The sequence below is a fragment of the Okeania sp. genome, assembly GCF_035285525.1.
Classification (GTDB): domain Bacteria; phylum Cyanobacteriota; class Cyanobacteriia; order Cyanobacteriales; family Microcoleaceae; genus Trichodesmium.
Genome location: NZ_JAYKGW010000040.1, coordinates 1 through 12,147 on the forward strand (window position 1 = coordinate 1; position 12,147 = coordinate 12,147).

Sequence of the window (12,147 nt, forward strand, 5' to 3'; positions counted from 1 at the left end):
ATGGAACTGAACCTGTTTACGAACCTATTGAATTTGAGAGCAATGTCTTACGGTTAGAAAATGAGGCGGAATATGTATTTACGGCTTGAGCAGGAGCGGATAGTCTATCGGTAGTGGATGCTAGCAATCCTGAAACTGTGGTTAACAATACTAGCAGCGAAGATTTAGCCTTGGCTAAGATTCCTGTAGGTGTTGATGGAGTGGATCGCCCAGAGTCGTTGGCCATAACTGGGGATAGTTGAGCGAACCTTGGAATGTATCTTTCTATGGGCAAGAGGATGATTTTAATCCTAACCGGATTCTCACAGCAACTTGGCAAAGAGACCCTGATGATGGTATCGGTAAGTGGACTTATGATGGCGGTAAAACCTGGATTGAAGGTGCCAATACTAGCTTCACTATTCCTGAAAATAGAACCCTAACAGCAGGTCAGACTTATTATTGGGCAGTAGAAACATTCTCCGAAAACGAACTACACCCAGAATTAGAGTTTGGTGAGTTGACCACAGAGATTCCACCTGCATTAAATGGCGACGATACTTTCCACAGCGTCAGCTTATTAACTCACGGTTTCCAGTTTCCCGGAACAGTTTCAGGAGTTCCCGAACGCTACTACGACCTAGCTGACGGTATTGCTAATCTGGATTCCGATACTGATGGGTTGATTTTAAGGTATGAACCTGCCACTGGTTACTGGGTTCCTGTGAACGAACAGGGACAAGTGTTGTTTTCACCCTCTGGCAATAATTATTTAGCCGAGCTACGAGAATTTATCGCACCGGAAAATCCTGCCCCAGGCCAAATTAATTATCTAGAATCTCAAACTCCAGTGGTACTGCTGGCAGATTGGTCTCATGATTCGAGCATTCCTGATTCTGGTTTTTCTGAAGCTGCTGCGGATTCTTTATTTGCCTCCCTGGTACAGTTAGACCAGTTGTTGATGGATGAAAATAGCGATACCACACAAGGACCTATTCTGAGTTCTCCCCTACACTTGATTGGTTTCAGTCGCGGTACTGTTGTTAATAGTGAAATCGTTCAACGCTTGGGTACTTATTTCCCCGAAGCGGGAGGTAAACCGGGAACGGGGCAAGGAGACTTACAGATGACGACCTTAGACCCCCATGATTTTGACCAACCAGGGTTGTCGTTGTTGGGGATAAATAGTTTTACTGATTTCCGGGAGCCAAAAGTTCAGGTTTGGGATCATGTGACTTTTGCCGATAATTATTATCAAACTGTTCCTAATTTACTAGCTAATTCTTTGACTCCAGCAGGTCGAGATATTCCTAATCTGCCAGCAACCGAGTCTGGTAAGACAGCAACTGGGTTGGAGTTCCCACGACAGGGGTGGCGATCAGAATCTCCCAATCCTAATGCTCCCTTATTAGGGGAACCCGATCTGTCGGTTTTCTTAGGTACTAATAAGAATGAACCTGACTACAACCGCAGTCGAGCAGGTTTTACCAGGGAAACCGATCCGTTTTATGGTTTGGGAGGAACTCATACACGAGTACCTAGTTGGTATGCGGGAACTGTAGATTTGGAGTCGGTTAATTTTCCCAATAATGAGCAGTCTGATGAGCATGGGATTTATCGTCAACGGAGTGATGGGCGTTATGAGCAGTTTTTCGATAGCTCGTTTTCCTATGGAGAAGGGGTGACAAATAAACCGCGAGTCACTCCGTGGTACAGACCAGACCACAAGCAAGCAGGTTTTAATGATAGTGCTGAGGATGCACCGAGTGAAGGTATAGGTACGGGTTGGTTTTATTCAGTGCTGGGTGGGGGTAAAGATTTGCGGACTCAAACTGGTGTAGATAAAGTGCCTGTTGATTTTGATAATACTTATGACGCGCAGATGCGGGGTGATTTTGCTGTGCCGACTTTGTTCAATGGTAATTTTGATGCGGTGTTTAATCCTAAAGGTACGTTTCGTAAGAGTGTTTCTCAAGCTATTCCGGGATGGTCTTTTCATGGTGGTGGGTCGGCAATAATGACAAAACAGTTAGTGGATTTGAAAGGTGTGAGTACCTTGACAGAACACTTGAAAAATGTAGGTAACGATCCGACTTCAAAGGAGTATCAGACAGATTATGCGTTGCAACTCCGACCAGGGGATTCTATTACCCACAATCGCTTCGTGGTTCCCGACGAGGGTGTGCTGCGCTTCGATTTACACGTTCCTAACGCTGCCTCAAATCCACGTTTACCTACTAGCAGTATCAGAACCTTCATCAGAGCCAGCGATTCAACTAACTGGCAGCCTTTGACACCGACATTTACTTACAAAGCGCAAAATCCAGCAGAACGAGGTGAAAATGCAGTGGGTTACTATGACTTTGTTAACGGACAATACATCGATCCCTACACTCGTCAGATAGATTACGGTCAAGAGGGATTTGAAACCTTCCATATAGAAATCCCTGACGAACTGCGTGGCAAGTCTGCTCAACTGAGATTCGACTTAGGTAGCAGTAGTAGTCCAGTTTATCTTGATAATGTCTTCTTCAAAAGTCAACATTTGATGTTAGGCAATCCCAGTTTTGCCAAACCTTCAGAAAATACTCACCGCGAGAATTATTTGATTGAAAAACCACAGTATTCCTTGTCTTACAACGATGCGATTAAAGGTCCTAATTGGGTGAGTTGGCAGCTCAATCAGTCTTGGTTGGGAGGGTTAAATCGTATAGATATAGAACCACGCACACCACCAGAAGGGTATAACGATCTCTTTCCCCCAGGCTTTGATGACAATTTCCCCGATTATCCTGATGGCGTTCGACCTGTTGATGGTACTTTTAGTCCTGTAAGTCGCAACAGTTTTCCATGGTCTTTAGATGACGAGCTTCCCGAAAATTGGGTAAAAACCCAAGGGGTTGATTACCTGATGAATAACCAAATTACTCCTCGACGTCTCGATCGCGGTCACATGGTTCCAGTAAGTTATCGAACTCGCAGCTTTAAAGATGGTTTTTCAACTTATCTAACAACAAATATGCTCCCGCAACTTTCATTCGTTAACCGAACCGCAGGACCTTGGTTCCGGCTCGAAAGAGAAACCAGACTTGCGGTTGAAGGTAATAGCGATCTTGAGTTTAATATCATTGCTGGTGGAGTTGGTTACGACCCCACTCGGCAAGGACCAAGGGGAGACGATATCAGGTATCCAGCAGGACATCCTTTTGAAAATCATCCAAATCCAGTTCCAGGAGTAGTCCAAAACTTTGTTGCCACGCAACAAAATGAAGAGACAGGGGAATGGGAGTACGTTCAAGATAGCAATGACAGAATTGTAATCAACTTACGTGGCTCTAACGAATGGATTGCCAATCCCAAACAAATAGGAGTTCCTGACTACACTTGGAAGGTTTTCGTACCTTTGCATCCCGGTCAGGGAGCAGCCGACATCACGCAGAACACCCCTGTAACTGCCGTTATCTTCCCCAATGCTGACCCCAGGGGATTTCCAACGGTAACAATAGAGGACACTGAGTTTTATCGGATACCATTGCCCAATGGCACGGAATTAACAATTGACAGTAACTCTGTGGGTGATTGGACTCAGTACGCTATCAGCGTCAGGGAGTTAGAAGATATAACCGGCTACGACTTTTTCTCGGAGGTGCCCCGGGACATCCAAAACATTATCGAACCAAGAACCAACAGAGAGTTGTTCCTTGCTTAGGAAGTTGTAAATTCAAATTCGTTTGGTGGCAATCGCTTTACCGATTGCCACGCTTAACTTAGGCTTCAGTATGATGCTTAGAGTTTTCCAAAGGCTTCGCCATCTAAATAAGCATCTACCGCAAGCCTCCCGTCGGGCAAAATGGTGTGGTGAAGTTGAATATACTCAAAAGAAGGGGAAGCAAAATTGATCAGACCTCTGAAATCGACATTCATAAAGTAAATCTCGTTTCCAGTCATTCCTTGGAGATCGGCGTTTCGGAAATTAGAGTTTTCAATGGTAATATCCATCATTTGCACATTTCTTAAAGTTGCTCCTTCAAAATTGCAGTTTTGGATATTACCTTCAGACATGAAACGACACCCGTTAAGATTAGCTCTCTTTAAATTTGTATTCAACAAGCCAAGTAAGACAGCTCCTTCAAGAGTCGCATCTTCCAGGTCGCATCTTTCAAAAGCGCCTTCACTTAGGCTGGCTTCTTTCAAACAAGCTCTTCTGAAGTTGCTGTCTTCAATCCAATCCAATCTGGCTTGGCTCAAGTTTGCTCCTTCAAAGTTGCTATTTTTAATCGAACTAAACCTGGCTTGGCTCAAGTCAGCACCTTCAAAGTTGCTATTTTTGACGCTACAGTAGGTTCCTCTCAAACAAGCTCCTTTAAAGTTGCTATTTTCAATCCCACTCAAAAATTTGGCCTCGCTCAAGTCAACCCCTTCGAGATCGAGATTGACAAGAGGAGTATTTCTAAATTCTCTTTGCCCTTGGGCATAGCATCTAAGTAGTTCTTTTGCATCCATAATTTTCTTTGACAACTCATTGATACAATTTTAGGAGCTTTTCCTTTTAGTGTAAATATATTAACTAGAACCATGATCGAGAAAACGAGCCGTAAATTCAATCAAGACGAACGCCTCTGGCGCATTGACGCTAAATGGGGAACTGTCGTGGATGGAAATGAAACCGACGATTTAATTCAAGTGCTGTGGGATGGAGAGTATAGCCCCCTACCTACTCCCACCATTGCCGTTATTAAGACTTCAGAAAAAGAACAATTTCTTGAAGAGATGCAGCAATTTTATCCTCCCTTTAGCTATTGGTGGCGACTCCAGGAAACCAAGGATTTCAAGGTAATTTTTGTTCAAAATGGTCCAGACGAAGATTCTTACTCCACTTTTGGTATCCATGCCCAATTTGAGGACTTAATCTATAATTTTACTATTAATAATTTCAGCATTCCGCACAGGGGAGTGATTTCACAGGTGCGCATTTCTTTGAACAAAAAAAGAAGTTGGTTTGAGAAGTATAAAAAGAATTATGCTTTTTTTGATGAAAACGGGCAAGTAGAGCTTTGATGCTTGAGACCAGATGCTTTTGAGTTTGCCTCCCCTAAACTAAAATTTTCCAATAGTCTTTAATATACTCTCCTTCGGGAGTAGTAATAGTGTCAATAATGCACTCAGACCATAAATTGGAGCCAGCGATCCTGGCTCCAGTCAGATCGACATTTCCTAAGCTAGTTTCACAAAAAATTGCCCTCTCCAGATTAGCATTTTTCAAGCTAACATCCTGGAACATTGCTTGGCCTAAATTGGCTTCTATTAACAAGGCTTCATCAAGGTTGACTTGGAGTAAAGAAGCCTCCACAAGGCAGGAATTTTCTAAATTAGCTCTCTTCATGTTAGCATTACTAATTTCTATGTTTCCTAATCTTGCATTTTTAAGATTGACTTCTTCCAGGTTAATATTTTTTAGATAGGCATCAAAAGAAACTTCCGTCAAATTAGCGTGATTTAGATTTACTTCCTCTAGTTCCGCATACCTTAATCTAGCTTGAGTAAAATTGGCGCAACTTAAATTTACTCCTTTGAATTTCACTCTGTACAGTTTAGCTTGAGTGAAGTCGGCGTTGGTAAAGTTAGCTGCTTCAAGATGACAATCTCTTAATTCGATCCCTCTTAAGTCAGCACCAGTAAAATTCCTTTCTCCACCACTGTAACGTCTGAGCAATTCTTCCGCGTTCATAATTTGTATTCCAATAGAGATTCTACATTATCAACTATACAATTATTTGATTAAAAAGCCTCAGTATAGTAACAATCAGACCATCGCAAGTTCCTAACAATCAAACCCTTGTGGGGCGGACTAATCCAAAACAGATTCCCGTTCCCGATTTCACCTGGAAGATTGCCACAGTCCTCGAACCTGGTCAAAGCCTTTCTGACATTGATGCCAATACCCAAGTTATTGCTTTGATTACACCAAATCGTCGGCCTCCTGCTGGTAAGACTGGGCCTGTCCAACTTCCAGGCGGGGAGACGCGCCAAGTCGCTAACTGGGAACACTGGCCAAATTGGCGAGTTAATGTAAATTACCTTGAAGAGATTACGGGTTATGACTTTTTCTCAGATTTACCACAGGAGATTCAACAGGTTATTCAGGCAGATGATTCGAGCGAGCTGACTTTACCTCTACAATCGAAACCATAAAATCTATGGAAATGCGAGTAGTCACCTCAGTTTACTGAAGAGCTATCACTAATCAATCCCGTCGGAAGTAACAACGCTTCCGTCGGGCATGATAGTTTGCCTGTAGTATTCGAGAATCAGAACAGAACTTGCTCCGCGAAAGTCAGCAAATTCAGCATAATTATCATAACCGTCACAGTCTTCAAACCGTACATTTTGAAAGCAGGTATAGTCAAAGCCACTTCCGCAAATTTTCGTTCTTACGAAGATAGCCTCTGTGAAATTACATTGCTCAAAAACGCATCTATCAATCTTTGCCCCACAGAGGTTTACTCGTTCTAGGTTCGCTCTATCAAAGCCACAATAAAACAACACGGTTCCTTCTAGATTGACATTTACCAGACAAGCCATATCAAAAAAGCTCTCCAAAATATTGGCTTCTTGAAGGTCTGATCCGTTGAGATTAGCGTCAGATAGACGGCAATCATATAATTCAGCACCCCTGAGATTTGCCCCCTTGAGGTTAGCGTCAGATAGCTCGCAGTTCCACAATTCAGTACCTCTGAGATTAGCACCTTCAAGATTAGCATCATCTAATACAGCAAACTTGAGTTTAGAACCACTAAAATTGATTCCCGGAAGGTGTGCCCCTTTTAGTTGGAGACCTTCCGAACGGTGTTCCCCTTGCAACTCCAGCCCAGAAAAATCTCTTTCACCTGCTGCATATCGCTCCAGTAATTTTTTAGTTGTTATCTGCATTATGCGTGTCATAGTTACTCTCCTAAATTTAGATTAGATCGTCATCTTCAGTATATCCAATTCTTCCTAATCTGATGATTTTGATAACCCTGCTGTAGTGCTTAACAGTGGTAATGTGGGAATCATCCAAGACCCATTAGGTGAGAATCCTGAGTTGGTGGCAGCGACTCGACCACTTCCAGACCATTTAACTCACGATTTGGTGTTGAGTAATGATGATAAGTATTTGTATGTTTCTAATCCCCATTTGAGTGGTAGCGGTGATGTGCTGATTTTTGATGTGGAGGAGATAATCGAGACGTTGTTATCCCCAGGGGATTATGAGATTGATGTTTTAGACCGGGGTGTGGGTTCTCCATTTTTTGATGAGAGTACGGCACGGATGGTGACGGAGAATGATTTTGAGTTTGTGCCCATTGATGATATTAATCCGGATATTAGTATAGCTGCTGATTTTGAGATTCTGCAAGAGGACAGGCCGCGTAATCAGTTTGTGTTTGGAGTGCCCGATGATACGACCAGGGGTCCGGTGGCGATTGGAGGGAATCCACGAGGGATTGCGATTACTGGTGGTGATTGGTTGGATTTGACAGGGCCAACATCTACAACTGAAGACCTCTTACCAGAGTTTAAATGGGAGTTTGAGTATCCTGATGAAATTGAAGAGATCAACCTATTTGTGAGCGTGTTTGAGCAAAATGAGGGTTTACTGCCATGGGATAATTTTGTGGATTTATCCGGTCCTAATGGCAACCCATTTCTCGCAGACCAGGGACTGATAAGGAAGGCAGAAGGAAAAGAAAGGTTCTTTGGGATAAGGTTTTTTTATAACTGATTATCCGGACATGATATATATCATATCTGGTTCTCCTTGTTTCTTAAAGAGGGAAAGTTTGTAGTTGGTAGAGGGTTTGGAGACTAAACTCCTACAGTTTTTTCACGAATGATTTCTTGTTTCTTAAAGAGGGAAAGTTTGTAGTTGGTAGAGGGTTTGGAGACCAAATCCCTACAATTTTTTTCACGAATGATTTATTCTTTTTTTCTTCCTTCTTTCTTCTTCCTTCAAGAAGAAAAATTTCTTCTCAATAAGTTCTCCTGCTTTAATAGATTTGCGCAACCAATCTAATTCTAAATCTAATTTTTCTGCTTCAGTTAATTCCCAATTATGATGTTCTTTTTTGAGGCGGTTAATTACATCATATAAACATAGAGCAACACTAACAGAAATATTAAAACTTTCGCTAAATCCCATCATGGGAATTTTTACTAATACATCTGCATAGTTTTGAGCATATTCTGATAAACCACTAATTTCTGAACCAAACATTAATGCTACTTTTTTGTTGACAGATAATTGTTCAATAGTTATCTCTTCTTGATAGAGAGTTGTTGCTGCGATTGTATAACCTTGACTTTTTAATTTATGCAAACATTCATCTGTATTATTTATGCCTTGTTGATTATAACGATGTAATGTTAGCCAACGATCTGAACCAATGGTTACACCATGAGTAACTGTAAAAATATTTTTATTCTCTACAATATGCACATCTTGTACACCAAAACTATCACAACTTCTGAGGACGGCACTAGCATTGTGGGGTTGATAAATATCTTCTAAAATAACAGTAATGTAGCGGGTTCGTTGCTGTAAAACTGATAAAATTTTTTGCCGACGGGCGACACTGGCAAAGTTACTTAAGTAAGTAATTAATTCTTGTTTTTCTTGTAGTTTCATGCACCATTAATATTAACTAGGGTTTGCGCTCAAAAGTCATTTTGTTAGGGGAGAGAGTAGGGAGTAGGGAGTAGGAAGTAGCTAATAATTAGGATTTAGGGTAGTTGTAAAAGAGGTTCTCATTTATAATTGCCCCTTAGTTTTTCTGTCATAATTCCCCGTTTAGGTTAATTTTTTCTTTTCGGCTTTATTAACCGAAAATTTGGTACTTTTTTAGTACCTAAAATTCTTCAAACCTTTATTTTATTTATAAATTATTTAATATTTTATCGGTAAGCTCTAACTATACAGCGATGCGTCCTAGGGAACAGGGAACAGTACCCTAAGAAAGGAAGAAAGGGTTTCAGTATTTAAAATGTCCGCGCCCTTTGCTGCAACTGCTATTTAGCATATCAGCAATAATAAATATAGATTAAAAATCAGGAAAAAGCTAAATTTATAGCACTATAAACAAACTGTTAGGAAATTGATGAAAATGATAATAATTGACTTCAATATTTGCAGTTTATAGCTTCATCATATTGATCTAATCTAATAAATGAATATTTAAAATTATAGCAATCATATTTCATTTGTGAGAGTTTAGTGGTAATTTAGGAGTTAGAATTCAGGAGCTAGAAGTCAAAATATGAAATGTTTTTGATTGATATTAATCGTTCTTAAATATCTCATAAGTCATTTTTGATTGCTATATTATTACTGATGATTTTTGAGTTGAAGTTGTTCTTCTTTGTTTGTTTTCATTGAGAAAAATATTTTCATTTTTTCATTAATTTTCTCCTGGCTTTATAAGGCTTTACCAGTTCCTCTAAGGGGACTTTTCTGGTTTGGTTATTCTTCACATTCACCTGATAAATAATATTATTATCAACATCTAATCCTGTTAGCCAACCACTTCGAGGATGATATGCACTGGTATCAATATCTAGCCAACCTTCTCCAGAAACTAATTCACCAGGTTCAACATCATCGAAAGTAAAAGTTATAGTGTGACCTACAATAATCAATTTATCAGAAAAGTAGGGTTTTTCCATAGAATGAAATTGATCGCGAATCCAACAATATTCCTGGGAAGCTTGCATTTTAATAGGTAGTTTGGGATTAATCCCGGCATGAACTAACCAAATATCTCCTAAGTCTAGATATAGAGGTAGAGATTGCATCCATTCTAAATCATCATAAGGCATAATTCCTGTATCTCGATAACTTTCCACAGTTTCGAGGCCACCACTGTGATACCAACCTTGCCATACTTCATGCTTATTATGTTTATTTCCTGTATTTGAGAGAGCTTGAATCATCATGTGTTCATGGTTCCCTAAAATACACTGATAAGGGCTTTTTCTGACAAATTCTACCACTTGAGAACTTTTCGGACCTCTATCAATTAAGTCTCCTAAAAAATATACCATATCGTCTTTGCCAGGAGCTATCGCTTCTAACAAAGTGATTAAGGCATCATAATGCCCATGTATATCTCCAATGATAATACGTCTATTCTTCATTTTTGTTACTGATAATTTCTACTATCGCACTTTAATTTTCCTGTTTATTAAGGTAGACAAAATTACAAATTTTAGCAGAGTTAAAATTTAATCAAGTTTTAGTTACCAAACTTTAATTAAAGTACCTAATATTCAACTAAACTATTACATTTTACCATATAGTTTTTCAGGGTATTTTCCGACTCAAAATACCCTCTAAACTTTCAATCTATCTGAAAACTTAGTTACTTAAAGCACGCAAAAACTTTTGAATTTCTGTTAATAATCTTTTCCGTTTTGGCGGAGCAGTTAATGTCTCAGAGGACGAAGTAGAGTTATCTGCATTAGTTGCACCAGTAGCTTCAGCTAAAATTATATCTACTTCATCTCCGAGTGGTTTCTGTGGTCTTTCTGCAATTAATTTATACTGGCCATTTTCTAAGAGCAAAATTTGCCAGGGGGAAGGATAACAACGATATAATGCTGCCTCACCTAGAGACCTGATGTAATAGCAAGATTCAATAGTTTTGATAAATCTTTCCCTAACTTGACGTGCGGCATAACCAATTCCCACAATAGATACATCCTCTAATTTAGGGATCAACATAATAACTGGGCGATCGCCAGCCAGATTAGACAATTTTTCAGCTTGGGCCACTTCTACAGCAGAAGGAGCTATTAATAAAAAACATTGGTCTTCGGGTTGAACTTTTTGGTCAACTGGAGACCTACTTGTGCCAATATCTTCTATTTTAAATGTGGCATCTTGCCAATCTCGTCTGGCTAAAGCTGCTGCTCCAGTGTCAGGAAAAAAGACTTTAAGCTGAGTACCTATTTCTAGTAAAGCAGGAATAAATTGTTTTGCCAAAGATTGAGCTTGAAGTTCGATATCTGGAACAATTATTTCAATTTGGAGTCTTTTATGACCATCTTGAAGAGCTGCTTTTGTAGCCTCCATTGCCTGGGCGATCGCTTCGTTTATATCATTGGGTAATTTAGTCATCTATCTTAATATTTACTAAAATATATTGTGATTGACAGAAGATTAAAAAAAAATATCTTCGTTAGTTTTCATAACCATAACTAAGTATATAGTTAAACTGGGAAAAAATATGACACAAAATCATCCTTTTGAAAAATCAACTGAGGAACTAAAAGAATATTTACAAATTAGTCAAGTTGAAGGAAATTATGCAGTTAATAACTCCATGGAACCTGTAACTACTCTGGCAATAGGAGAAGAAGGTGGAAATGGTTTTACAACTGAGGTATTAGGAGAAGCAGGTGGTGCAACTACTTTAGCATTAGGAGAAGAAGGTGGCGATTTTCCTGATGCAACTACTTTAGCAATAGGGGAAGAAGGTGGAGATGGTATGACAACTGAGGCATTGGGAGAGGAGGGTGGTGCAACTACTCTGGCAATAGGGGAAGAAGGTGGAGGTTTCAATGAAGAGATTTATCTGGAATTTTATCCTGAGGTTAATGTTGCTATCAATAGAGGAGAATTAAGTTCTGGTTGGGAACATTACCTTCAGTTTGGAGTATTTGAAGCTGAACGGATAGGATTTTTTACAGGTACTAATAGTAATGATATTATTACTGCTTTTGGCAACAATAACAGAATTATTGGTGTTAATACTCTAGGATATGATTTGGTAAATGATGAAATAATTCCTAATAGTTTTGGTGTGGGAGAAATTGATGTATTAATTGGTAGTTTTGGAGTAGGAACAACAGACAAATTCATACTGGGTTTTTCTCAAGAATCGCCTTTTTATGTTGGGTTGGGAAGTTTCGATTTTGCTTTAATTAAAAACTTTGAAGTCGATTTCGACGAAATTCAATTATCAGGAAATTTAGATGATTATAGTCTGGAAATTATTAATAACTCGGTGAATATATCTATCCAATCGGGAGATTTAATTGCGATTATAGAAAACTTACCATCTCTAGATAATTTGAGGATTAATTTTGTTTAGTTAATTGGGTGGATTTCATATTTGCCAAAATACTTGA

General features: G+C 39.5%; 12 protein-coding genes. 6 read left to right on the forward strand and 6 right to left on the reverse strand.

The features are described 5' to 3' along the window. Nucleotides 1-113: 113 nt before the first annotated feature. A complete protein-coding gene (locus VKJ25_RS04555; RefSeq protein ID WP_324235438.1) occupies nucleotides 114-242 on the forward strand; it encodes a hypothetical protein in 129 nt (42 codons plus the stop codon). Then, nucleotides 239-3,688, forward strand: coding sequence for a DNA/RNA non-specific endonuclease (locus VKJ25_RS04560; RefSeq protein ID WP_324235439.1), 3,450 nt, complete (start codon nucleotides 239-241; stop codon nucleotides 3,686-3,688). The genes VKJ25_RS04555 and VKJ25_RS04560 overlap by 4 nt, the downstream gene beginning before the upstream one ends. Before the next feature lie 77 nt (nucleotides 3,689-3,765). Here the strand turns inward: VKJ25_RS04560 and VKJ25_RS04565 are convergent, their stop codons facing one another. Next, a complete protein-coding gene (locus VKJ25_RS04565; protein WP_324235440.1) occupies nucleotides 3,766-4,482 on the reverse strand; it encodes a pentapeptide repeat-containing protein in 717 nt (238 codons plus the stop codon). A 72-nt stretch (nucleotides 4,483-4,554) separates the two neighbouring features. On the opposite strand from VKJ25_RS04565, the gene VKJ25_RS04570 reads away from it, so the two are divergent. Beyond that, complete coding sequence (locus tag VKJ25_RS04570; protein WP_324235441.1) at nucleotides 4,555-5,037, forward strand: hypothetical protein; 483 nt, start codon at nucleotides 4,555-4,557, stop codon at nucleotides 5,035-5,037. Nucleotides 5,038-5,071: 34 nt separating this feature from the next. Here VKJ25_RS04570 and VKJ25_RS04575 read toward each other — a convergent pair whose 3' ends face one another. After that, nucleotides 5,072-5,707 (reverse strand): pentapeptide repeat-containing protein, encoded by a 636-nt coding sequence (locus VKJ25_RS04575; RefSeq protein ID WP_324235442.1) that lies wholly within the window; start codon nucleotides 5,705-5,707, stop codon nucleotides 5,072-5,074. 110 nt (nucleotides 5,708-5,817) lie between these two features. On the opposite strand from VKJ25_RS04575, the gene VKJ25_RS04580 reads away from it, so the two are divergent. After that, nucleotides 5,818-6,171 carry a DNA/RNA non-specific endonuclease gene (locus tag VKJ25_RS04580; protein ID WP_324235443.1) on the forward strand — a complete coding sequence of 118 codons (354 nt, stop codon included), beginning with the start codon at nucleotides 5,818-5,820 and terminating at the stop codon, nucleotides 6,169-6,171. A gap of 48 nt (nucleotides 6,172-6,219) precedes the next feature. Here the strand turns inward: VKJ25_RS04580 and VKJ25_RS04585 are convergent, their stop codons facing one another. Further along, on the reverse strand, nucleotides 6,220-6,921 hold the full coding sequence (locus tag VKJ25_RS04585) for a pentapeptide repeat-containing protein (RefSeq protein WP_324235444.1): 702 nt from the start codon (nucleotides 6,919-6,921) through the stop codon (nucleotides 6,220-6,222). A gap of 85 nt (nucleotides 6,922-7,006) precedes the next feature. Between VKJ25_RS04585 and VKJ25_RS04590 the strand changes: the two genes are divergently transcribed. Continuing rightward, nucleotides 7,007-7,744 (forward strand): hypothetical protein, encoded by a 738-nt coding sequence (locus tag VKJ25_RS04590; protein ID WP_324235445.1) that lies wholly within the window; start codon nucleotides 7,007-7,009, stop codon nucleotides 7,742-7,744. Nucleotides 7,745-7,927: 183 nt separating this feature from the next. Here the strand turns inward: VKJ25_RS04590 and VKJ25_RS04595 are convergent, their stop codons facing one another. From VKJ25_RS04595 to VKJ25_RS04605, 3 genes are all read right to left on the reverse strand, one after another. After that, nucleotides 7,928-8,647: a TrmH family RNA methyltransferase gene (locus VKJ25_RS04595; RefSeq protein ID WP_324235446.1), complete on the reverse strand. Its 720-nt coding sequence runs from the start codon at nucleotides 8,645-8,647 to the stop codon at nucleotides 7,928-7,930. A gap of 758 nt (nucleotides 8,648-9,405) precedes the next feature. Further along, nucleotides 9,406-10,152 carry a metallophosphoesterase family protein gene (locus VKJ25_RS04600; protein ID WP_324235447.1) on the reverse strand — a complete coding sequence of 249 codons (747 nt, stop codon included), beginning with the start codon at nucleotides 10,150-10,152 and terminating at the stop codon, nucleotides 9,406-9,408. A 220-nt stretch (nucleotides 10,153-10,372) separates the two neighbouring features. Then, on the reverse strand, nucleotides 10,373-11,134 hold the full coding sequence (locus VKJ25_RS04605; protein WP_324235448.1) for a DUF1995 family protein: 762 nt from the start codon (nucleotides 11,132-11,134) through the stop codon (nucleotides 10,373-10,375). A 109-nt stretch (nucleotides 11,135-11,243) separates the two neighbouring features. Here VKJ25_RS04605 and VKJ25_RS04610 point away from each other — a divergent pair, with 109 nt between their 5' ends. After that, complete coding sequence (locus VKJ25_RS04610; RefSeq protein ID WP_324235449.1) at nucleotides 11,244-12,110, forward strand: hypothetical protein; 867 nt, start codon at nucleotides 11,244-11,246, stop codon at nucleotides 12,108-12,110. Nucleotides 12,111-12,147 lie beyond the last annotated feature (37 nt).

Coding starts and splice junctions, on each gene's coding strand:
- VKJ25_RS04595 (WP_324235446.1), bottom strand. CDS start 8,647: ATGAAACTACAAGAAAAACAAGAATTAATTACTTACTTAAGTAACTTT.
- VKJ25_RS04600 (WP_324235447.1), bottom strand. CDS start 10,152: ATGAAGAATAGACGTATTATCATTGGAGATATACATGGGCATTATGAT.
- VKJ25_RS04570 (WP_324235441.1), top strand. CDS start 4,555: ATGATCGAGAAAACGAGCCGTAAATTCAATCAAGACGAACGCCTCTGG.
- VKJ25_RS04605 (WP_324235448.1), bottom strand. CDS start 11,134: ATGACTAAATTACCCAATGATATAAACGAAGCGATCGCCCAGGCAATG.
- VKJ25_RS04610 (WP_324235449.1), top strand. CDS start 11,244: ATGACACAAAATCATCCTTTTGAAAAATCAACTGAGGAACTAAAAGAA.
- VKJ25_RS04565 (WP_324235440.1), bottom strand. CDS start 4,482: ATGGATGCAAAAGAACTACTTAGATGCTATGCCCAAGGGCAAAGAGAA.
- VKJ25_RS04585 (WP_324235444.1), bottom strand. CDS start 6,921: ATGACACGCATAATGCAGATAACAACTAAAAAATTACTGGAGCGATAT.
- VKJ25_RS04575 (WP_324235442.1), bottom strand. CDS start 5,707: ATGAACGCGGAAGAATTGCTCAGACGTTACAGTGGTGGAGAAAGGAAT.